General features: G+C 71.8%; 19 protein-coding genes. 11 read left to right on the forward strand and 8 right to left on the reverse strand.

Going from position 1 to position 20,554, the window contains the following annotated elements:
• Window positions 1-114 precede the first annotated feature (114 nt).
• From atpA to AS857_RS29985, 5 genes are all read left to right on the forward strand, one after another.
• Entirely contained in the window at window positions 115-1,686 is a 1,572-nt protein-coding gene (atpA, locus tag AS857_RS29965; RefSeq protein WP_058046295.1) for a F0F1 ATP synthase subunit alpha, read from the forward strand.
• 2 nt (window positions 1,687-1,688) lie between these two features.
• Window positions 1,689-2,612, forward strand: a complete 924-nt coding sequence (locus AS857_RS29970; protein ID WP_058046296.1) for a F0F1 ATP synthase subunit gamma — start codon at window positions 1,689-1,691, stop codon at window positions 2,610-2,612.
• Window positions 2,612-4,054: a F0F1 ATP synthase subunit beta gene (gene atpD / locus AS857_RS29975; RefSeq protein ID WP_058046297.1), complete on the forward strand. Its 1,443-nt coding sequence runs from the start codon at window positions 2,612-2,614 to the stop codon at window positions 4,052-4,054. The genes AS857_RS29970 and atpD overlap by 1 nt, the downstream gene beginning before the upstream one ends.
• A gap of 114 nt (window positions 4,055-4,168) precedes the next feature.
• Window positions 4,169-4,543 (forward strand): F0F1 ATP synthase subunit epsilon, encoded by a 375-nt coding sequence (locus AS857_RS29980; protein ID WP_058046298.1) that lies wholly within the window; start codon window positions 4,169-4,171, stop codon window positions 4,541-4,543.
• Window positions 4,544-4,660: 117 nt separating this feature from the next.
• Window positions 4,661-5,110, forward strand: coding sequence for a DUF2550 domain-containing protein (locus tag AS857_RS29985; protein ID WP_058046299.1), 450 nt, complete (start codon window positions 4,661-4,663; stop codon window positions 5,108-5,110).
• A gap of 61 nt (window positions 5,111-5,171) precedes the next feature.
• On the opposite strand, the gene AS857_RS29990 is transcribed toward AS857_RS29985, so the two are convergent.
• From AS857_RS29990 to AS857_RS30000, 3 genes are all read right to left on the reverse strand, one after another.
• Window positions 5,172-7,493 (reverse strand): glycoside hydrolase family 18 chitinase, encoded by a 2,322-nt coding sequence (locus tag AS857_RS29990; RefSeq protein ID WP_058046300.1) that lies wholly within the window; start codon window positions 7,491-7,493, stop codon window positions 5,172-5,174.
• An 81-nt stretch (window positions 7,494-7,574) separates the two neighbouring features.
• Complete coding sequence (locus AS857_RS29995; protein WP_058046301.1) at window positions 7,575-8,264, reverse strand: response regulator; 690 nt, start codon at window positions 8,262-8,264, stop codon at window positions 7,575-7,577.
• On the reverse strand, window positions 8,261-9,466 hold the full coding sequence (locus tag AS857_RS30000; protein ID WP_058046302.1) for a sensor histidine kinase: 1,206 nt from the start codon (window positions 9,464-9,466) through the stop codon (window positions 8,261-8,263). Before AS857_RS30000 ends, AS857_RS29995 begins: the two co-directional genes overlap by 4 nt.
• Before the next feature lie 159 nt (window positions 9,467-9,625).
• Between AS857_RS30000 and AS857_RS30005 the strand changes: the two genes are divergently transcribed.
• Window positions 9,626-10,207: a hypothetical protein gene (locus tag AS857_RS30005; RefSeq protein WP_058046303.1), complete on the forward strand. Its 582-nt coding sequence runs from the start codon at window positions 9,626-9,628 to the stop codon at window positions 10,205-10,207.
• A 30-nt stretch (window positions 10,208-10,237) separates the two neighbouring features.
• On the opposite strand, the gene AS857_RS30010 is transcribed toward AS857_RS30005, so the two are convergent.
• Window positions 10,238-10,810 carry a cob(I)yrinic acid a,c-diamide adenosyltransferase gene (locus AS857_RS30010; RefSeq protein ID WP_058046304.1) on the reverse strand — a complete coding sequence of 191 codons (573 nt, stop codon included), beginning with the start codon at window positions 10,808-10,810 and terminating at the stop codon, window positions 10,238-10,240.
• A 249-nt stretch (window positions 10,811-11,059) separates the two neighbouring features.
• On the opposite strand from AS857_RS30010, the gene AS857_RS30015 reads away from it, so the two are divergent.
• The 3 genes from AS857_RS30015 (at window position 11,060) to AS857_RS30025 (ending at window position 15,379) form a co-directional block, all read left to right on the forward strand.
• Window positions 11,060-11,908 (forward strand): 3-hydroxyacyl-CoA dehydrogenase family protein, encoded by an 849-nt coding sequence (locus tag AS857_RS30015; RefSeq protein ID WP_058046305.1) that lies wholly within the window; start codon window positions 11,060-11,062, stop codon window positions 11,906-11,908.
• Window positions 11,909-12,099: 191 nt separating this feature from the next.
• Window positions 12,100-12,432, forward strand: coding sequence for an STAS domain-containing protein (locus AS857_RS30020; RefSeq protein WP_058046306.1), 333 nt, complete (start codon window positions 12,100-12,102; stop codon window positions 12,430-12,432).
• A 271-nt stretch (window positions 12,433-12,703) separates the two neighbouring features.
• Window positions 12,704-15,379: an ATP-binding protein gene (locus tag AS857_RS30025; RefSeq protein WP_058046307.1), complete on the forward strand. Its 2,676-nt coding sequence runs from the start codon at window positions 12,704-12,706 to the stop codon at window positions 15,377-15,379.
• 65 nt (window positions 15,380-15,444) lie between these two features.
• On the opposite strand, the gene nucS is transcribed toward AS857_RS30025, so the two are convergent.
• Complete coding sequence (nucS, locus tag AS857_RS30030) at window positions 15,445-16,107, reverse strand: endonuclease NucS (protein ID WP_058046308.1); 663 nt, start codon at window positions 16,105-16,107, stop codon at window positions 15,445-15,447.
• 208 nt (window positions 16,108-16,315) lie between these two features.
• On the opposite strand from nucS, the gene AS857_RS30035 reads away from it, so the two are divergent.
• Window positions 16,316-16,708 (forward strand): SCO5389 family protein, encoded by a 393-nt coding sequence (locus AS857_RS30035; RefSeq protein WP_058046309.1) that lies wholly within the window; start codon window positions 16,316-16,318, stop codon window positions 16,706-16,708.
• Between the two features lie 134 nt (window positions 16,709-16,842).
• Here the strand turns inward: AS857_RS30035 and AS857_RS30040 are convergent, their stop codons facing one another.
• Window positions 16,843-17,868, reverse strand: a complete 1,026-nt coding sequence (locus AS857_RS30040; protein WP_058046310.1) for an LLM class flavin-dependent oxidoreductase — start codon at window positions 17,866-17,868, stop codon at window positions 16,843-16,845.
• A gap of 205 nt (window positions 17,869-18,073) precedes the next feature.
• Here AS857_RS30040 and AS857_RS30045 point away from each other — a divergent pair, with 205 nt between their 5' ends.
• Complete coding sequence (locus tag AS857_RS30045; RefSeq protein WP_058046311.1) at window positions 18,074-18,406, forward strand: hypothetical protein; 333 nt, start codon at window positions 18,074-18,076, stop codon at window positions 18,404-18,406.
• Between the two features lie 21 nt (window positions 18,407-18,427).
• On the opposite strand, the gene AS857_RS30050 is transcribed toward AS857_RS30045, so the two are convergent.
• Window positions 18,428-19,348: an ABC transporter permease subunit gene (locus AS857_RS30050; protein ID WP_058046312.1), complete on the reverse strand. Its 921-nt coding sequence runs from the start codon at window positions 19,346-19,348 to the stop codon at window positions 18,428-18,430.
• Window positions 19,345-20,526, reverse strand: a complete 1,182-nt coding sequence (locus AS857_RS30055) for an ABC transporter ATP-binding protein (protein ID WP_058046313.1) — start codon at window positions 20,524-20,526, stop codon at window positions 19,345-19,347. The genes AS857_RS30050 and AS857_RS30055 overlap by 4 nt, the downstream gene beginning before the upstream one ends.
• Between the last annotated feature and the right edge of the window lie 28 nt (window positions 20,527-20,554).

The following is a 20,554-nucleotide window of genomic DNA, read 5'->3' on the forward strand; positions in this document are numbered from 1 at the left end:
ACTGACGGCCCGAGTTGGGCCGACGGTGTCCTCCGGGGGCCCGCAGCACCGCTGCGGAACCCAGCCTCCGGAGAAGAAATACTTCGGGCCCAACAAGGAGAGCAGGGAACCCAGATGGCGGAGCTCACGATCCGGCCGGAGGAGATCCGGGACGCGCTGGAGAACTTTGTCCAGGCGTACAAGCCGGACGCGGCCTCGCGCGAGGAGGTCGGTACGGTCAGCGTTGCCGGCGACGGCATCGCTAAGGTCGAGGGCCTTCCCTCGGCCATGGCGAACGAGCTGCTGCGGTTCGAGGACGGAACCCTCGGTCTCGCCCTCAACCTCGAGGAGCGCGAGATCGGTGCGGTCGTCCTCGGCGAGTTCAGCGGCATCGAGGAGGGCCAGCCGGTGCAGCGCACCGGTGAGGTGCTCTCCGTCGCGGTCGGCGAGGGCTACCTCGGCCGCGTCGTCGACCCGCTGGGCAACCCGATCGACGGCCTCGGCGAGATCGCGACCGAGGGCCGGCGCGCCCTTGAGCTGCAGGCCCCCACGGTCATGCAGCGCAAGTCGGTCCACGAGCCGATGGAGACCGGCTACAAGGCCGTCGACGCGATGACCCCGGTCGGCCGTGGCCAGCGTCAGCTGATCATCGGTGACCGCCAGACCGGCAAGACCGCGCTGGCCGTCGACACGATCATCAACCAGCGCGACAACTGGCGCACCGGCGACCCGAAGAAGCAGGTCCGCTGCATCTACGTCGCCATCGGCCAGAAGGGCTCGACCATCGCCTCCGTGCGCGCCGCGCTGGAGGAGGCCGGTGCGCTGGAGTACACGACGATCGTCGCGGCCCCCGCGTCCGACCCGGCGGGCTTCAAGTTCCTCGCCCCCTACACCGGCTCGGCCATCGGTCAGCACTGGATGTACCAGGGCAAGCACGTCCTGATCGTCTTCGACGACCTGTCGAAGCAGGCCGACGCCTACCGCGCCGTGTCCCTGCTGCTGCGCCGCCCGCCGGGCCGTGAGGCCTACCCGGGTGACGTCTTCTACCTGCACTCGCGTCTGCTGGAGCGCTGCGCCAAGCTCTCCGACGAGATGGGCGCCGGTTCCATGACCGGTCTGCCGATCGTCGAGACCAAGGCCAACGACGTCTCGGCGTTCATCCCGACCAACGTCATCTCCATCACCGACGGCCAGTGCTTCCTGGAGTCCGACCTGTTCAACGCCGGCCAGCGCCCGGCCCTGAACGTCGGTATCTCGGTCTCCCGAGTCGGTGGCTCCGCCCAGCACAAGGCCATGAAGCAGGTCTCCGGCCGGCTCCGCGTGGACCTCGCCCAGTTCCGTGAGCTGGAGGCGTTCGCCGCCTTCGGTTCCGACCTGGACGCCGCGTCGAAGGCCTCGCTGGAGCGCGGCAAGCGCATGGTCGAGCTGCTGAAGCAGGCCCAGTACGCCCCGTACTCCACCGAGGACCAGGTCGTCTCCATCTGGGCCGGCACCACCGGCAAGATGGACGACGTCCCGGTCGAGGACATCCGCCGCTTCGAGCGCGAGCTGCTGGACTACCTGCACCGCGAGCACAAGGGCCTGATGACCAGCATCGTCGAGGGCGGCAAGATGTCCGACGACACGCTGCAGGCCGTGGGCGACGCGATCGCGTCCTTCAAGCAGCAGTTCGAGACCTCGGACGGCAAGCTGCTGGGCGAGGGCTGAGCATGGGTGCCCAGCTCCGGGTCTACAAGAGGCGGATCAAGTCCGTCTCCGCGACCAAGAAGATCACCAAGGCGATGGAGATGATCGCCGCCTCGCGCATCGTCAAGGCACAGCGCCAGGTGGCCGCATCGACTCCGTACGCCAGTGAGCTCACCCGGGCAGTGACCGCGGTTGCCACCGGCTCCACCACCAAGCACGCCCTGACCACCGAGGCGGAGAACCCGGTCCGGGCCGCGGTGCTGCTCATCACGAGCGACCGCGGTCTGGCCGGCGGCTACTCCTCGAACGCCATCAAGGCGGCGGAGCGGCTCACCGAGCGGCTCAAGGCCGAGGGCAAGGACGTCGTCACGTACATCGTCGGCCGCAAGGGCGTCGCGTACTACGGCTTCCGCGAGCGTCCGGTGGCGGAGTCCTGGACCGGCTTCACCGACAGCCCGGCCTACGCCGATGCCAAGCGCATCGCGGGGCCGCTGATCGAGGCCGTCCAGCGGGACACTGCCGAGGGCGGCGTGGACGAGCTGCACGTCGTCTTCACCGAGTTCGTCTCGATGATGACGCAGACGCCGGCCGACAAGCGCCTGCTGCCGCTGAGCCTGGAGAAGGCTCCCGCGGAGCAGGAGGCCGCCACGCCGGGCCGGATCCTGCCGCTGTTCGACTTCGAGCCGTCGGCCGAAGGGGTCCTCGACGCACTGCTGCCGCGGTACGTGGAGTCCCGGATCTACAACGCGCTGCTGCAGGCAGCGGCTTCCGAGCACGCCGCCCGTCGTCGTGCGATGAAGTCCGCCACCGACAACGCAGAAGAGCTCATCAAGTCGCTCTCGCGGCTTGCCAATGCGGCCCGACAGGCCGAAATCACCCAGGAAATCAGCGAGATCGTCGGTGGCGCCAGCGCTCTGGCCGACGCGACCGCGGGGAGTGACAACTAATGACGACCACTGTTGAGACGGCCGCCGCCACGGGCCGCGTCGCGCGGGTCATCGGCCCCGTCGTCGACGTGGAGTTCCCCGTCGACGCGATGCCGGAGATCTACAACGCTCTGCACGTCGAGGTCGACGACCCGGCCGAGGAGGGCGCTCGCAAGACGCTGACCCTCGAGGTCGCCCAGCACCTGGGCGAGGGCCTGGTCCGCGCGATCTCCATGCAGCCCACCGACGGTCTGGTCCGCCAGGCCCCGGTGGCCGACACGGGCAAGGGCATCACCGTCCCCGTCGGCGACGTCACCAAGGGCAAGGTGTTCAACACCCTGGGCCAGGTCCTCAACGAGGACCCGTCCACGGTCGCCGACGCCGAGCGCTGGACGATCCACCGCAAGGCCCCGGCCTTCGACCAGCTCGAGTCCAAGACCGAGATGTTCGAGACCGGCCTGAAGGTCGTCGACCTGCTGACCCCGTACGTCAAGGGCGGCAAGATCGGTCTGTTCGGTGGTGCCGGTGTCGGCAAGACCGTGCTGATCCAGGAAATGATCATGCGTGTGGCGAAGCTGCACGAGGGCGTTTCCGTCTTCGCCGGTGTCGGTGAGCGCACCCGTGAGGGCAACGACCTCATGGTCGAGATGGAGGAGGCCGGCGTTCTCGACAAGACCGCGCTGGTCTTCGGCCAGATGGACGAGCCCCCGGGCACCCGTCTGCGCGTGGCCCTGGCCGGTCTGACCATGGCGGAGTACTTCCGCGATGTGCAGAAGCAGGACGTGCTGTTCTTCATCGACAACATCTTCCGCTTCACCCAGGCCGGTTCCGAGGTCTCCACCCTGCTGGGCCGCATGCCCTCCGCGGTGGGTTACCAGCCGAACCTCGCGGACGAGATGGGCATCCTGCAGGAGCGCATCACCTCGACCCGTGGTCACTCGATCACCTCGATGCAGGCGATCTACGTCCCCGCGGACGACCTGACCGACCCGGCCCCGGCGACGACCTTCGCCCACCTGGACGCCACGACCGTTCTGTCGCGTCCGATCTCGGAGAAGGGCATCTACCCGGCGGTCGACCCGCTGGACTCGACGTCCCGCATCCTGGACCCGCGCTACATCGCGCAGGAGCACTACGACGCCGCCATGCGCGTCAAGGGGATCCTGCAGAAGTACAAGGACCTCCAGGACATCATCGCGATCCTCGGTATCGACGAGCTCGGCGAGGAGGACAAGCTCGTTGTCCACCGCGCGCGTCGTGTCGAGCGCTTCCTGTCGCAGAACACCCACGCGGCGAAGCAGTTCACCGGTGTCGACGGCTCCGACGTCCCGCTGGACGAGTCCATCGCGGCGTTCAACGCCATCTGCGACGGTGAGTACGACCACTTCCCCGAGCAGGCCTTCTTCATGTGCGGTGGTCTCGAGGACCTGAAGAAGAACGCCAAGGAGCTGGGCGTCTCCTGAGCCCCGTGCTCGTCAGCTGCCGGGGGCGGGGCGCTCCCGCCCCCGGCAGCCACGTCCCCTATTCTTTGACCCAACACCTGCCGTGCCCGGCAGGTGAAGACCCGAGGAGCCACGTTGGCTGCTGAGCTGCACGTCGAGCTGGTCGCGGCGGACCGAAGCGTCTGGTCCGGCGAGGCCACTCTGGTCATCGCGCGTACCACATCGGGTGACATCGGCGTCATGCCCGGCCACCAGCCGCTGCTCGGTGTGCTGGAGTCCGGCCCGGTGACCATCAGGACCGCCGACGGCAATGTCGTCGCCGCGGTGCACGGTGGGTTCATCTCGTTCGCGGACGACAAGCTCTCGCTGCTCGCCGAGATCGCGGAGCTTGCCGACGAGATCGACGTCAAGCGTGCGGAGCGGGCGCTCGAGCGCGCCAAGTCGGCGGCGGACGCCGCCGCCGAGCGGCGCGCCGACGTCCGGCTGCGTGCGGTCGCGGGCGTTCACTAGCCCACGGCCCACTGAGTTCGTCCCTCAGCCGCGGACCGCACTGGAACACTCCAGGGCGGTCCGCGGCTGAGGCAATACAAGCCCGTTGCTCTAGATGTTGCGAGGAGGTCGGTGGAGATGGTCCTCGCTCTGCTCGTGAGCGGCGTCGTCGTCCTGCTGGTGCTGGTGGGGCTCTTCGTCTTCGGGCTGCGGAGGCGCCTGATCCAGCGCTCCGGCGGTACGTTCGACTGCAGTCTGCGCTGGAACGTCCCGGAGAAGGGCCCCACGCCGGACGGCAAGGGCTGGGTGTACGGCGTCGCCCGCTACAACAGTGACCGGATCGAGTGGTTCCGGGTCTTCTCGTACGCGCCGCGGCCCCGCAGGCTGCTGGAGCGCGCCTCCATCGAGGTGCTGGAGCGGCGGTCCCCGCAGGGGGACGAGGAGCTCGCGCTGCTGTCCGACGCGGTCGTGCTGATCTGTGTGCACCAGGGGACGCGCCTGGAGCTGGCGATGAGCGAGGACGCCCTGACGGGCTTCCTGGCGTGGCTGGAGGCGGCGCCTCCCGGTCAGCGTGTGAACGTGGCGTAACTTCCCGTGGTCTCAAGCGCCGGCCGGGCTGAAGATTCAGCCCGGCCGGCGCTTTTGCCGGTCAGGAACGCAAGCCGTTGTCCACGGCCGTCATCAGCGTTCCGCTGTCACCCGACATCTCCCAGATCATCACGCCGCCCAGGCCCTTCGGCTTGAGCCAGGCCGTCTTCTTGTTGATCGACCAGACGTCGTCGAACGTCCACCACTGCCCGTTGTTGCCGGTGTAGCCGTACGTGGCGACCGACTGTTCGTCGTGGTGGACGGTGAGGCCCGCGACGGACGCGATCAGGTTGTCGTAGCCGCGCGTACCCGACTCCTCCGGGAACTGGCCCGGGGCCGCCCCGTTCGCCGTCTGCCAGACGCCCCGTTCGCCGCCGTCGGCGACCTGCTGCCAGCCGCGGCCGTAGAAGGCCAGCCCGAGCACGACCTTCTTCGGGTCGACCCCGGCGTCGAGGTAGGCCTGGACGGTCTTCTCGACGCTGAACTTCGTCGTGTACGGGTCCTTGGCGTCCTGGTAGAGGTTCCCCTGGTGGCCGGTGCGCTTGGGCTCCCAGCTGTTGTCGCTGCCGGAGCCGTGGAAGTCGTAGCCCTGGACGTTGGCGAAGTCCATGTAGTCGATGACGCTGGGCGTGCCGTCCTTGGTGGTGATGTCCCAGCCTGCCTCGATCTTCGCCGGGTCGGCCGGGGTGAAGGCCGTGAGCAGGTACTTCCTGCCCGTCGTCGCGCTCAGTGCGTCGAGCTGCCGGCGGAACTCGGCGAACAGCAGGGTGTTGTTGGCCTTGTCGTCCTTGGAGACGTGGTTGCCGGCGTGGCCCTCGGAGCCGGGCCACTCCCAGTCGATGTCGAAGCCGTCGAAGATCCCGGCGGCGGCGCCGGGGCCGCCGCGGCCGTTGGTCACCGGCAGGTCGCCCTTGATGTACATGTCGATGCAGGACTTGACGAACTTCTGCCGGGAGGCTTCCGTCCTGGCGACGTCCGAGAAGTACTTGCTGTAGGTCCAGCCGCCGATGGACATATTGATCTTGAGGCCGGGGTGCTTGGCCTTGAGCTTCTTCAGCTGGTTGAAGTTGCCGGCCAGCTTCTGGTCCCAGGTGTCGCCCACGCCGTCGACGGACTCGCCGGCGCCGAAGCCCTTCTCGTAGTCGGCCCAGGAGTCGCCCGCGCCGTCGCCCTGGCTGGGGTCCTGGGGGTTGGGGGTGGTGGCCTTGGTGACCCCATTGAGACAGGTGAGGTCCGTGGGGTGGATGTTGGAGAAGGAGTAATTGATGTGGGTGAGCTTGGCGGCGGCGCCCGTGGTCTCCAGGGACTTCACGGTGTAGCCGCGGCCGTAGATGCCCCACTGCACGAAATAGCCGACCTTGGCGTAGCCGGCGCCGGGCTGCGGCTGGCCGCCGCCCGTGGTGCGCACGGTCAGCGGCGCGCTGGCCTTGCCGGTCTGGCCCGCGGAGTCCCGGGCGACGACGGTGTAGGTGTAGTCGGTGCCCGCGGTGAGGCCGGTGTCGGTGTGGGCGAGCTTGCCGACCGTGGCGACCTTCACGGTGCCGCGGTAGACGTCGTAGTCCTTGATGCCCTTGTCGTCCGTGGCAGCGGGCCACTTCAGGGCCACGGAGGTGTCGGTGACCGCGGTCGCCTGCGGGGTGCCGGGGGCGGAGGGCGGCTTGTCGGTGCCGCCGCCGCTCCCCGTGCGCAGGGTGGCGGACGGGCTCGCCGGGCCGGTCTGGCCGGCCGAGTCGCGGGCGACGACCTTGTACGTGTAGTCGGTGTCGGCGCTGAGGCCGGTGTCGGTGAAGGCGGTGCCGGAGACCGTGCCGACGACGCTGTCGCCGCGGTAGACGTCGTAGTTCTTGACGCTCTTGTCGTCCGTGGCGGCGGCCCAGGTCAGCGCGATGCTGTCGGCCGTGACACCGGTGGAGGAGGGCTGCCCGGGGGCGCTGGGCGGGGTGTCGGCGGAGGAACCGTCGCAGGGCCCGCCGTCGAGCCGGCAGCCCGTGGGGGCGCCGTCGCCGGAGCCGACGAAGCCGAAGGTGACGCTGGCGCCGGGGGCGATGGTGCCGTTGTACTCGCGGTTCTTGGCGGTGTGGTGGGAGCCCGAGCTCGTGAGCAGGGCGTCCCAGTAGGCGCCGACCGTGGTGGTGGAGGGGAAGTCCCATTCGACGGTCCAGGCGGTGATGGCCGTGGTGCCGGTGTTCTTGACCGTCCACTCCGCCTGGAAGCCCGTTCCCCAGTCGGAGGTCTTGACGAATGTCGCCGTCGCGGACGGCGCCGCGTGGGCCGGGGCGGCCGCCAGGCCGACGAGCGCGGTGGCGGGCAGCGCGAGCGTGGCCAGGGCGGCCACCGCTCTTCGTAAGGTGCGGCCGATGCTTCCTGAGGTTCCTGTGCTCAAGGGGGTGCTCCTCGGAGAGAGGTGCGGACAGGTGGGGGGTGCACAGCTGCTCGGGGAGCGTAAGAAGGTCCGTACCAATGGTCAAGAGGACTGGACCAATCCCAACTCCCGGGCCAGCACCGCCGCTTGCACCCTGCTGCGCAGCTCCAGCTTGTTCAGCAACCTGCTGACGTGCGTCTTCACCGTCGCCTCCGCCATGCCCAGACGGCTCGCGATCTCCGCGTTCGACAGCCCCTCGCCCAGCGCCGCCAGCACCTCGCGCTCGCGGCGCGTCAGCGACTCCAGCGCCGCGGGCTCCTCGGCACCCGGCATCCGGCCCTGCGCCGGGCGCGCGAACTCCGCGATCAGGCGGCGCGTCACCGCCGGGGAGATCAGCCCCTCGCCGGCCGCCACCGTCCGCACCGCCGCGATGAGACCGGCGGCGTCGCTGTCCTTGAGCAGGAAGCCCGCCGCGCCCGCACGCAGCGCCCCGAAGACGTACTCGTCCAGGTCGAACGTGGTCAGCACCAGGACGTCGGCGAGTTGCTCGGCGACCACCTGCCGGGTGGCCGACACCCCGTCCAGGCGCGGCATCTGCACGTCCATCAGCACCAGGTCCGGGCGCAGTTCGCGGGCCAGCCGGACGGCCTCCTCGCCGTCGGCCGCCTCCCCGACGACCTCGACGCCCGGCGCCGAGCGCAGGATCAGCACCAGCCCGGAGCGTACGGACGCCTGGTCCTCGGCGACCAGGACGCGGATCCCGGGGGCGTCCGCGGGGGGTGTGGTGGTCACGGTGTTCCTTCCTCCGGTACGGGCAGCACCGCCCGCACGCGCCAGCTCTTGCCGTCCGGGCCCGCCACCGGGCCCGCCTCGAACTCCCCGTCCAGCAGGGCCACCCGCTCGCCCATGCCGACCAGCCCCGCCCCGGAGCCCGGCGCCCGCGGCCCCGGACCCGCGCCGTAGGCGCTCGTCACCTCCACCGCCAGCCACCTGCGGCCCTCGCGCGCCAGACGCACCGTCACCTCGCCCGGCGCCGCGTGCTTGACGGCGTTGGTCAGGGACTCCTGGACGATGCGGTACGCCGCGAGCTCGGTCGGCGCCGGGAGCGGAACCGGCCCCCGCCCGTCGTCCAGGACGAAGCGGAACCGGTCGTCGCGGACGGCCTTGCGGGCGTGGGCGAGGAGCGCGTCCACACCGTCGAGGCGGGGCGTGGCCGCGGGCTCCTCCTCGCCGCCCGCCTGCCGCAGCAGCCCGATGAGCCGGCGCATTTCGGCCAGGCCCTGCACGCTGTTCTCCCGGATCACGGTGAGCGCCTCCTCCGACGCCTTCGCCTCCCCGATCGACAGCGCCGCGGTGGAGTGGATCGCGATCGCCGACAGGTGGCCCGCGACCATGTCGTGCAGCTCGCGCGCCATCCGGGCGCGCTCGGCGCCCACGGCCTCGCGGCGGTCCATCTCCGCCAGCAGCGCCGTCCGCTCGGCCTCCAGCCGGGCCGCCCGCGCGGCGTCACGGTGCCGGCGGATGCCCGCGCCGGTCCACGCCGGCGCGACGATCAGCACCCCGAAACCGAAGCCGATCAGCAGCGCCTCCGGCTTGCGGATCACCGCCACGGCCAGCAGCGTCCCCAGCACGGTCAGCACCTCGGCGATGCGGGGGATGCGCCAGGCGACGGAGGGACGGCCGTAGAGCACCGCCGCGTAGACGACGTCCGTGTACATGGCGATCGTCGCGACGAGCGAGCCCGTGCAGATGTCGAGGACGAGCGTGAGCGTGCCGACGGCGAGCGCCGTCAGCGGGGCGCTGCGCCGCAGCAGCTCGGCGCCGCACATGACGCCCAGCGCCACCAGGGACAGCCACCCGGGCACATCGGCCAGCGGCGGGTTGTTGTGCAGCCCCAGGAACCACAGCGCCAGGCCGCCCAGCAGGCCTGTGGCCGCGATCAGGACGGCGTCGCGGTCGGGGCGGCGGGGCAGGCGCAGGCGGCGGACGGGCATGCGTACATCACAGCATGCGGCGGAGGCCGCGGGGACGCGCCGCGGGAGGGTCCGGCAGGGCGCGCACTACATCGAAGGATGCAGTCCGGAATCGTCGTAAGCGACGACGAAACCGCTGGTCACGGCAGGGAGCCTGGAAGGGAGGGAAGGGAGAGAACCGTGATCGTCACGCTGATCGTCGTCTGCGAGGTCGGCTTCTGGGTGCTGCTGGCCGGCGGCCTGAGCCTGCGGTACCTGGCGAAGATGCCGCGGGCGGGGGTCGCCGTGCTGCTGCTGGAGCCCCTGCTGGAGCTGGTCCTGCTCATCGCCACCGCGGTCGACCTGAAGAACGGTGCGGAGGCCGACTGGAAGCACGGCCTGGCCGCCGTCTACATCGGCTACTCCGTCGGCCTCGGCCACGCCACGATCAAGTGGGTCGACGCCCGCTTCGCCCACCGCTTCGCGGGCGGCCCGCCGCCGGTGAAGCCGCCGAAGTACGGCATGGCCCGCACCGTCCACGAGTGGAAGACCGCCGCCCGCTGGATCCTGTCCTGCGCGGTCGCCCTCGGCCTGCTGCAGGCGGCGGTCTGGTACGTCGGGGACGCGGGCGACATCAGCTCGCTGCGGGCATGGCAGACGAAGATGCTCATCGTGGCCGGAATCAACCTGGCCATCGCGACGAGCTACACGATCTGGCCGAAGCAGGCCCCGGGTCCGGAGAAGACGGAGCAGGCCCCGGCCCCGGAGGAACTGAAGCGCTGACGCCCGACCGGTCCCCGGGCGCGCCGTGCGTCAGCGGTTCTCGCCCGGGACCCACAGGATGTCCCCGACCTCCTTGTTGGCCGTCCTCGCGAGAATGAACAGCAGGTCCGAGAGGCGGTTCAGGTATGTGGCCGTCAGCGGGTTCATGATGTCCGCGTGGAGTTCCATCGCCGCCCAGGTGGAGCGCTCCGCGCGGCGCACGACCGTGCAGGCCTGGTGCAGCAGCGCCGCCCCCGGCGTGCCGCCCGGCAGGATGAAGCTGCGGAGCTTCTCCAGGTCCTCCAGGAAGCGGTCGCAGTCCGCCTCCAGCTTGTCGATGTAGGACTGCTCCACGCGCAGCGGCGGGTACTTGGGGTTCTCGGCGACGGGCGTGGCCAGGTCGGCGCCCACGTCGAAGAGGTCGTTCTGGATGCGGACGAGCACCTTCACGATCTCCTCGGGCAGCTGCCCGAGCGCGATCGCCACCCCGATCGCGGCGTTGGCCTCGTTGGCGTCGGCGTAGGCGGCGATGCGGGTGTCGGTCTTCACGGTGCGGCTCATGTCGCCGAGGGCGGTGGTGCCCGTATCACCGGTGCGGGTGTAAATGCGCGTCAGGTTGACCATGGGGACGAGCCTAGCCACGTGGCGGGGGCCTGCCGAGGCCGACGCGCACCGCGCCACCCCTGTGACTCCTGAGGCTGAAGGGGCCCAACTGCAGTGTGGGGACCGGCCAGTGGGCGTCTCGATGTGATGTCCGTCATGTGGGACGTGACGCGCATCTCTTACCGCCCAACCGCGCCGCGACGGGCGCTAAGGTCCGGCCGAGAGAGTGCGTTGAGAACAGCTATGTGCACAGGGAGTAAGGGGACAGCCGTGGCCAAGAAGCTCGCCGTCATCGGGGCCGGACTGATGGGGTCCGGGATCGCGCAGGTCTCCGCCCAGGCCGGGTGGGACGTCGTGCTGCGGGACGTCACCGACGCGGCGCTGCAGCGCGGCACGGACGGCATCAAGGCCTCGTACGACAAGTTCGTCTCCAAGGGCAAGCTGGAGGCGTCCGCGGCCGAGGAGGCCCTCGCCCGCATCACCACCACGACGGACCTGGACGCGGCCGCCGATGCGGACATCGTCGTCGAGGCCGTCTTCGAGGACATCGACACCAAGCGGGACATCTTCCGCACCCTGGACGGCCTGGTGAAGGACGAGACGGTCCTCGCCTCCAACACCTCCGCCATCCCGATCACCAAGATCGCGGCGGCCACGCAGCGCCCCGAGCGCGTCGTCGGCGCCCACTTCTTCTCGCCGGTGCCGATGATGCAGCTGTGCGAGCTGGTCCGCGGCTACAAGACCAGCGACGAGACGCTGGCCAAGGCCCGTGAGTTCGCCGAGGGCGTCGGCAAGACCTGCATCGTCGTCAACCGCGACGTCGCCGGTTTCGTCACCACGCGGCTGATCTCGGCCCTCGTCGTCGAGGCCGCCAAGCTGTACGAGTCGGGCGTGGCCACCGCCGAGGACATCGACATCGCCTGCAAGCTGGGCTTCGGCCACGCGATGGGCCCGCTGGCCACGGCCGACCTGACCGGCATCGACATCCTGATGCACGCCACGGGGAACATCTACACCGAGTGCCAGGACGAGAAGTTCGCGCCGCCGGAGATCATGCGCCGCATGGTCGACGCGGGCGACCTGGGCCGTAAGAGCGGACAGGGCTTTTATCAGCACTGAATCGGCTCCGACCGGGTAACCGATACCTAATTCACCCGCCCGGGTGAATTAGGTATCGGTTCGCCAACAAGCGGCAACCTTGTCGTGTGAGAGGCAGTCAGTTCTTTGTAACCACAGAGCCTTGAGAACCGCACGGGGCTGCAGAGCCACACCGTCATCACGCACCATCGGGCATCACTCCGGGAGCGCATATGCACATCAGGGGCGACCACGCCGAACTGGTCGTCGGGGGCCGCCTCGACGTCCGCAGCGCGGCGGACGCCCGTACGGTCCTGCACTCCGCCCTCGACTCCGGCCGCGGCGACCTCGTCCTCGACCTCACCGAGCTGGACTCCTGGGACGCCACCGGCCTCGGCGTCATCATGGGCGCCCACCGCCGCGCCGGCCGCTCCGGCCGCCGCCTCGTCCTGCGCGGCGTGCCCGACCGGATGCAGCGGCTGCTCGTCGCCACCCGGCTGCACCGCATCCTCGCCATCGAGGGCGGAATCGGCGTCGAGGCGGGCGAGCCCCTGCCCCGCGTGTGAACGCAGTTGCCATAGAGGCACCCGCGTCCGGATGCGTCCCCTTCTTTCCGATTCTCATGAGACTGTGACATGCCCCGGGCAGCGGGGCCCCCGTCGCTTCATGGATACTGTGCCCAGGTCTGAGGTTCGGTTTTCCCGCCGCGAAAGGCCGCATAACAGAGCCCACGGCGGGCACCGATGAAGCGCCGGCCGGTATGCCCGGCCGAGGGTTGAGGAGTGCGGCAGGCCGGAAGGGCAGGACGGCACGCCACGCATTTGGGGGGCTTTCACCATGGACCCGACGAACCGACCCGAGGAATTCGGCGAGGGCGCACACGAGTCCGCGGAGGGCGGCGGCCCGCGCGACCTCCCGGGCGCCGAGGCCGGGGAGCAGGCCCCCGGGCTCGCCCGCGTCGTCCGGCTGGTCGCCGGCGACTACGCCCTCACCGTCAACCCCGTCGACGGCAGCGAGATCGAGCCCTGCCTGCCCGCCGAGGTGCCCCCGCACCCCGGCAGACACACCCCCGAGGAGCGCGCCGAGCTGCTCCGCGCCGCCGCGCCCCCGCCGCCCGCCCGCCAGGCCGGCCCCGAGCTGCCCCTGCTGCACCGCCAGGAGGAGCGCGAGCGCCTCTCCCGGCTGCTCTCGCGCGGCCGCTCCGTCCGGCTGACCGGCCCCTCGGGCTCCGGCCGCAGCGCCCTGCTGGACGCCGTCGCCGACGACTGCGTCCGCCTCGCCCCCGACGGCGTCGTCCGCCTCACCGGCCACCACCGCACCGTCACCGACGTCCTGTACGACCTCTTCGCCGCCGTCCACCACGCGCCGCTGCACCGCCCCGACCGGGCCGGGCTGCTCTCCCTCGTCCGCGAGATCGGCGCCGTCGTCGTCCTGGACGACCTCGAATTCGGCGGCGCCGCGCTGGACGAGCTCCTCGACGCCACCCCCGAGTGCGCCTTCCTCTTCGCGGCCACCCCCGAGGTCGCCGCGCCCTCTCCCGACTCGCACGTCGAAGAGGTCTTCCTCGGCGGCCTCGACCGCACCGCCTGCCTGGAGCTCCTGGAGCTCTGCGTCGACCGGCCGCTGACGGACGAGGAGGCCGACTGGGCGGCGGACCTGTGGTTCGAGTCCGAGGGCCTGCCGCTGCGCTTCGTCCAGGCCGGCGCACTGCTGCGGCTGGGGGCGCTTCCCGGTGCCGGCGGGAGGGACGCCGCCGGCGCCGACCCCGCCGCCGCCGACGAGTTCGGCGTCTTCGCCGAGAGGCCCTACGTGGCCGCAGCCGAGGCCGAGGCCGAGGGCGGTGCCGCACACGGCGTGCCGCTGCCCCCGCTCGCCGAGGCGTCCCGCCCGGCCGTGCCGCTCGCCTCCCGCCTCGACGACGCCTCCCGCGAGACCCTGCGCTTCGCCGTCGCCCTCGGCGGCGAGGTCCCGCACCAGGCCCATCTGCCCGCGCTCGTCGGCGACACCCACGCCGACGCGGCCGTCGGCGAGCTGCTCGCCGTCGGCCTGATCACCGCCGTCGCCGGGCACTACCGGCTCGCCGCGGGCGTCGCCGGCCAGCTCACCGCCGAGGGCTACGGCGCGGGCGCTGCCGAGCGCGCCCACTCCGCCGCCCAGCACTACGCCTGGTGGGCCGGCCACCCCTCCGTCGCGCCCGAGCGGGCCGCCGCCGAGGCCGACGCGATCCTCGCCGCGCTCGCGGCCCTCGCGGCCGACGGCGACCCCGGGCACCGCGCCGCGGCCGTCCAGCTCGCCCGAACCGCGGCGCCCGCCTTCGCCGCCGCCCTGCACTGGAGCGCCTGGGAGCGCGTCCTGCGCTACGGGCAGGAGGCCGCCCGGCGCGCCGGAGAGGTCGGCGAAGAGGCCTACTTCCACCACGAGTTGGGTGTGCTGGCGCTGTGCACCGGCAATCTGCAGCGGGCCCGCGCCGAGCTCGAGGCGTCCGTCGGCATGCGCGGTGTGATGGCGGACAAGCGCGGCGCCATAGCGGGCCGCCGGGCGCTCGCGCTGGTCGCCGACCGCTCCGGGTTCGCCGCGAGCGGCCCTGCGGGCGGTCCGCCCGCAGCCGGGCCCGGCGCCGCCGGTGCCGCCCCGGTGCCGCCCGTGCCGCAGCCGTCCGCGTCCCGGCCCGCAGGCGGCCCCGCGGGCCGTACGCCCGCGGGCGAGGAGATCCCGGCCGCCCGCAGCGAGCAGTCCGCCGTGCCGCCCTCCGTGCCCTCCGCCGCCTCCCCGGCGGCCCCCGGCGCCGACCCGGACCAGGTCGCCACGACGGTCATCGCCCGCCTCGCGGCCGAGCGCGCCCAGCGGCAGCGGGGCGCCGCGCGGCAGCCGTGGGCCCGGAAGATGATGATGGGCGGCGCCCGGCGCAACCTCGTCGCGGCCGGTGCGGGCGCCCTGCTCGCCGCCGTCCTCGGCACGGTCGTCACCCTGGGGGTGACCTCCGGCGGCCAGGACGGAAAGTCGCCCGAACGGGTGAAGCCGGGCCAGTCCGCGTCCCAGCAGGACGGTGACAACAGCCTCACCGCCGACCAGCCGGGCCCCGGTGAGGCCGGGCACGCCCAGGTGCCGGGCAAGCCGGGGAAGCCGAACCACTCGCCCGGCGCGGGCGGCTCCGGCTCGGCCTCGCCGGGCGCCTCCGGCAGCACGTCGCCGAGCGGCGCCCCCAGCGGCAGCGGCGAGCCGTCGGGCCGGCCCTCCTCGGGCGGGACGTCGCCGAGCCCGTCGCGCTCGCAGGGCGGCACCAAGCCCTCGCAGTCGCCCGAGCCGAGCAGGAGCAGCAGCGGCGGCACCGAGCCGTCGTCGAAGCCCTCGTCCTCCCAGCCCTCCTCGCCCTCCCAGCCGTCCTCGCCGGCCGGCAGCGGGTCGAGCTCGGCGAGCGGCCCCGTCGGCGGCAGCAGCCAGTCGGCCGCGAGCGGCTCGTCGGGCAGCAAGCCGGCCGACGGCAGCGGCAGCCCCTCGTCCGCCGGGGCGTGAACGCGAACGCCGGACGGGCCTGGTCGGCCCGTCCGGCGTGGTGATGCTCCCGCGCGCGGTGCGCGTCAGAACAGCCGCAGCTTGTCGTCCTCGATGCCGCGCAGCGCGTCGTAGTCCAGGACGACGCAGCCGATGCCGCGGTCCGTGGCGAGCACGCGAGCCTGCGGCTTGATCTCCTGGGCCGCGAAGACGCCGCGCACGGGCGCCAGGTGCGGGTCGCGGTTGAGGAGCTCCAGGTAGCGTGTGAGCTGCTCCACACCATCGATCTCGCCACGCCGCTTGATCTCCACGGCCACCGTCGCGCCGTCGGCGTCGCGGCACAGGATGTCCACCGGGCCGATCGCGGTGGGGTACTCGCGGCGGATCAGGGAGTAGCCCTCGCCGAGCGTCTCGATGCGGTCCGCGAGGAGCTCCTGAAGGTGTGCTTCCACGCCGTCCTTGATGAGGCCGGGGTCCACGCCGAGCTCGTGGGAGGAGTCGTGCAGCACTTCCTCCATCGTGATGATCAGCTTCTCGCCCGCCTTGTTGACCACGGTCCACACGTCCCCGTCGCCCTCCTTGAGGGTGCACGGCGGGGACATCCAGTTGAGCGGTTTGTAGGCGCGGTCGTCCGCATGGATCGAGACGCTGCCGTCCGCCTTGACGAGGATCAGCCGCGGGGCGGAGGGGAGGTGGGCGGTGAGCCGGCCCGCGTAGTCCACGGAGCAACGGGCGATGACGAGACGCATGGTGCGCAACGCTACTCGACTCCTGCCCCCCGACGCGATTCGCCCCCGATGGGCCCTTTGGCTGTGGCTGGTTGTCGGTGCGTTCTCCTGGTGCGCCCGCAGTGGCCGAATTACCGTTGAAGCGGGCGGTCGTCGTACGGGCACGGGGCGTCGTCGTCCGCTCGCCCACCCCTGAGACCCCGCTCGCGGGGTCGCGAGAGGAGAACCCATGTCGCTCGACGTCTCACCGGCCCTCCTCGAACAGGCCGAGCGAGGCGAGGTCGATGAAGCGGAATTCGTCGACTGCGTCCGGACCTCCCTGCCGTACGCGTGGGAGATGATCAGCTCCCTGGTGGCCCGGCTCAGGATCGACGGTGGCGAGTTCGCCGACAACCAGACGCCTCCGCCGGACGAGCAGGCCCGTGGCCAGCTGCTGCGCGCCCTGGCGAGTGATGCCATCCGAGGTGCCCTGGAGCGGCACTTCGGAGTGCGCCTGGCGTTCCAGAACTGCCATCGGGTGGCGGTGTTCCCGCTTGCCCCGCAGGCGGACCAGCGCCTGGCCCGTTTCACGTCGATCCGGGGCCAGCTGCTGAACCAGTCGCCGGAGCTGCGGGACTGCTGACGCGCTGACGCTGCCGCTCCGCACGCGGGAGGTGTCGATCAGTGCGGGAGCGGCAGCGGCCCCGGGAACGGCCGATGGCGGGCGAGTGGAGCCGGACCACGGGGGCGGAGGGGCCACAGGGGCGGCGAGGAAGGTCAGGAGAGGAGCGGCAGCACCTCGGTGCCGAGCCGGCGGAGGTTGTCCTCGGTGGCGGCGAGGTCGCCGGAGCCCTCGGCCAGCAGGGCGAAGCGCGTGATGCCCGTGCGCTCCGCGGTGGCCGCGAGGCGGTCGGCGCACAGCTGCGGCGGGCCGACGGGATGGATCTCGCACAGCAGCTTGGTGTACTCCAGCGGATCACGCATCGTGCGCGCCCGGCCGTCGACCGTCACGTACGCGGAGAGGCCCTGGTGCAGCCAGCCCGGCATGGCCTTCGTCAGGGTCTCCGCGGCCTCCTGCCGACGGTCCCCGACCTGCACGACCCCGGCGGAGACGTGGGCGGCCGCGGCGACCTCCCCGGGCGAACGCCCCGCCTCCAGCGAGCACTTGCGCCACAGGGCCACCATCTCCGCCTTCTCCTCGTCCCCGCTGTGCATCCCCAGCAGCATGGGCAGGCCGTGCCCGGCCGCGAGCCGGACGCTCGACGGCGAGGTGCACGCCATGAGGACGGGCGGGCCGGAACGATCCTCCAGGTCGTCGGGGCGCGGCACGACCGGCACTTCGCGGAAGCGGAAGCGGGGGCCCGCGGCGCCCACCCGGGGCTCGCGCAGCCACCGCATCAGCAGCGCCAGGGACTCGGGGTACCCCTCCTCGTACGCCGCCAGACCGGAGTTGAAGACCTCCAGGTCCACCCAGGGGCCGCCGCGGCCCACCCCGAGGGTGAACCGGCCCTCGGAGGCCAGGTGCAGCAGGGCGGCCTGCTCGCCGAGGGCCACGGGGTGGGTGGTGGGCAGCACGCTGACGGCCGTGCCCACGCGGATCCGGCGGGTGCGTCCCAGGGCCAGTGCCGCGAGCGTCACCGCCGAGGGGCAGACCCCGTACGGCATGAAGTGGTGCTCGGCGAACCAGACCGCGTCCAGCCCCGCCTCCTCGGCGACCACTGCCGTCCGCACGGCCCGGTGCAGGGCCTCCGCATGCCCCTGCCCGGGGAATTGGGCGGCCAGGACGAATGCTCCAACGCGCATCGCTCTTGCTCCTCCTAGCGACCGACGCGGCATCCCCCCACCGGAAATAACGGCTGACACGTGCCATGGGCACGGCTCGGCGTTAAGTTTTCATGATGATCGGGGGAGTGTCGCCGCGGTGCCGGGGGGACGCCTGCCCACCACGGTGACTCTGGCGCGTAATCTGGTCACGGCCCGTAGCCCCCCAGACCAACCGAGGTGCCCCGTGTCTCCGCGCCGAAACCGCCCGCGAGGCGGCGCAGACAAGCAGCCAGACGCCCCCCGCGGCGAGGGCGGCGACCGCTACGGCCTGGAGCGCACCGAGGACTGGCAGGGCGAGGAGTGGGCGGTGCGCACGATCGGCGGCGGCGCGGCCACGAAGCACTACCGCTGCCCGGGGTGCGACCAGGAGATCCCGCCGGGAGTGCCGCACCTGGTGGCCTGGCCGCAGTACGGGGCCGGCGTCGACGACCGGCGGCACTGGCACAAGTCCTGCTGGAACGCGAGGGACCGCCGGAGCGTGCGGCTCCAGCGGTCCCGGAATGCCCCTCGTTACTGAGGGTTCGTCAGCGGTGTGCGGTCACGCGTCGCGCTTCAGCAGCGAGGCGTAGGCGCCGCCGAGCGCGACGGCCGCGGCGATCGCCATGATCCACATGGGGTCCCAGCCGCTGAGGCTGGTGGCCGAGTCCTCGCCGGAGGCGCCGTAGAAGACCGACAGCTGCATGGGGATCGAGTACTCGAACAGCGCCTTGCGCAGGTCCGACAGGCTCTCCGTGAACATGAACATCGCCACGACCAGCGGCAGCAGCACCACGCCCAGCATCACCGTGATCGCTCCCGCGGAGTGCCGCAGCAGCGTGCCCATGGCGAGCGAGACCAGCCCGAGCAGGCCGATGAAGAGGCTGGTGCCGATCGTCGCCCGGAGCCATTCACTGCCGGTGGAGGCGAATTCGGCCTGGTCCTCCAGCAGGGCGACGTCGATGATCCCGACCAGCGCCGTGGCGACCAGGGTGATCACGAAGGTCAGGGTGAAGAAGACGATCGCCTTCGCCGTGAGCACCCGGGCGCGGTCGGGGCAGGCCGTCAGCGTCGTACGGATCATGCCCGTGCCGTACTCGGAGGAGATCGTCAGCACACCGAGCGTGAGCACGCAGATCATGCCGAGCATCACGCTGAAGAACCCGGCGGCGAGCGCGTTCGTGCCGTTCATGGAGCTGCCGGCGGCGTTGACGGCGGTTGCGATCAGCAGCCCGATGCCGACGATGATCCCCACCATGATGCTCAGCGTCCAGATCGTGGAGCGCACGGAGCGGATCTTGGTCCACTCGGCCGCGACGGCGTCCATGAGGGTCGCCTTGCGGACCGGGATCGGCGAGACGTAGCCGGAGACGCCGCCCGCGGGCGCGGTGCCGGGCCAGTAGCCGGGCGCGGCGTGCGGCGGGGCCTGCGGGGCGGCCTGCGGAGTCGCCGGGTGGGCCGCCTGGGGCTGGGGGGTGGTCATCGGGCGTCCTCGCTGTCGCGCTTGGTGAGGTCGGCGGGGGCAGGGGCGGGAGCGGCGGCGGGCGCGGCGGGCGGCGGGCCCGCGGGGGCCTGCGGAACCCCCGGGGCGCCGGCCGGGACCTGCGCGTACGGGTTGGGCTGCTCGCCCGGGAGCACGGGGTAGGGGTTGCCCTCCGGCGGGGCCCAGCCCTGCGGGGCGGGGGCGCCGGGGTGGCCGTAGCCGGGGCCCGGGGGCGGCGGGGCGAGGGCGGCGAGCTGGTCGGCCGTCGAACGGTAGTCGACCGCGCCCTGCGTCATCCGCATGTACGCCTCCTCCAGCGAGGCCTGGTGCGGCGAGAGCTCCCAGAGGCGGACGTCCGTCCCGTGGGCGATGTCGCTGATCCGCGGCAGCGGCAGACCGGTGACGCGCAGGCCGCCGTCCGGCTCGGACAGCACCTGGCCGCCGGCCTCGACGAGGGCGGCCGTGAGCTTCTCGCGGCTCGCCGGCTCCGTCTCCGGCGTGCGGACGCGCGCGAAGTCCGCGGAGTTCGCGGATATGAAGTCCTTGACGCTCATGTCGGCCATGAGCTGGCCGCGCCCGATGACGATCAGGTGGTCGGCGGTCAGCGCCATCTCGCTCATCAGGTGCGAGGAGACGAAGACCGTCCGGCCCTCGGCCGCGAGCTGCTTCATCAGGTTGCGGACCCAGAGGATGCCCTCGGGGTCGAGGCCGTTGACCGGCTCGTCGAAGAGCAGCACCTGCGGGTCGCCGAGCAGCGCGGCGGCGATGCCGAGGCGCTGCCCCATGCCGAGCGAGAAGCCCTTGGAGCGCCGCTTGGCGACGTCCTGGAGGCCGACGACGCCGAGGACCTCGTCCACCCGGCGGGCCGGGATGCCGCCGAGCTGCGCGAGGGAGAGCAGGTGGTGGTAGGCGCTGCGCCCGCCGTGCACGGCCTTCGCGTCGAGCAGCGCGCCGACCTGGCGCGGTGCGTTGGGGAGGCTGCGGAAGGGGTGGCCGCCGATGGTGACGCGTCCGGACGTGGGCTGGTCCAGTCCCAGGATCATGCGCATGGTCGTGGACTTGCCTGATCCGTTCGGACCCAGGAAGCCGGTGACGGCCCCGGGCCGCACCTGGAACGACAGATTGTGTACGGCCGTCTTGGCGCCGTAGCGCTTTGTCAGACCGACTGCCTCGATCATTCTCCGCCCCTCGCGAGCTCTTTTGGGC

Source organism: Streptomyces roseifaciens (genome assembly GCF_001445655.1).
Taxonomy (GTDB): domain Bacteria; phylum Actinomycetota; class Actinomycetes; order Streptomycetales; family Streptomycetaceae; genus Streptomyces; species Streptomyces aureoversilis.

What these genes read in the sequence shown, in the direction of transcription:
- atpA (WP_058046295.1), top strand. Translation starts at nt 115, where the DNA reads ATGGCGGAGCTCACGATCCGGCCGGAGGAGATCCGGGACGCGCTGGAG.
- AS857_RS29970 (WP_058046296.1), top strand. Translation starts at nt 1,689, where the DNA reads ATGGGTGCCCAGCTCCGGGTCTACAAGAGGCGGATCAAGTCCGTCTCC.
- atpD (WP_058046297.1), top strand. Translation starts at nt 2,612, where the DNA reads ATGACGACCACTGTTGAGACGGCCGCCGCCACGGGCCGCGTCGCGCGG.
- AS857_RS29985 (WP_058046299.1), top strand. Translation starts at nt 4,661, where the DNA reads ATGGTCCTCGCTCTGCTCGTGAGCGGCGTCGTCGTCCTGCTGGTGCTG.
- AS857_RS30000 (WP_058046302.1), bottom strand. Translation starts at nt 9,466, where the DNA reads ATGCCCGTCCGCCGCCTGCGCCTGCCCCGCCGCCCCGACCGCGACGCC.
- AS857_RS30010 (WP_058046304.1), bottom strand. Translation starts at nt 10,810, where the DNA reads ATGGTCAACCTGACGCGCATTTACACCCGCACCGGTGATACGGGCACC.
- AS857_RS30020 (WP_058046306.1), top strand. Translation starts at nt 12,100, where the DNA reads ATGCACATCAGGGGCGACCACGCCGAACTGGTCGTCGGGGGCCGCCTC.
- AS857_RS30025 (WP_058046307.1), top strand. Translation starts at nt 12,704, where the DNA reads ATGGACCCGACGAACCGACCCGAGGAATTCGGCGAGGGCGCACACGAG.
- nucS (WP_058046308.1), bottom strand. Translation starts at nt 16,107, where the DNA reads ATGCGTCTCGTCATCGCCCGTTGCTCCGTGGACTACGCGGGCCGGCTC.
- AS857_RS30035 (WP_058046309.1), top strand. Translation starts at nt 16,316, where the DNA reads ATGTCGCTCGACGTCTCACCGGCCCTCCTCGAACAGGCCGAGCGAGGC.
- AS857_RS30040 (WP_058046310.1), bottom strand. Translation starts at nt 17,868, where the DNA reads ATGCGCGTTGGAGCATTCGTCCTGGCCGCCCAATTCCCCGGGCAGGGG.
- AS857_RS30050 (WP_058046312.1), bottom strand. Translation starts at nt 19,348, where the DNA reads ATGACCACCCCCCAGCCCCAGGCGGCCCACCCGGCGACTCCGCAGGCC.
- AS857_RS30055 (WP_058046313.1), bottom strand. Translation starts at nt 20,526, where the DNA reads ATGATCGAGGCAGTCGGTCTGACAAAGCGCTACGGCGCCAAGACGGCC.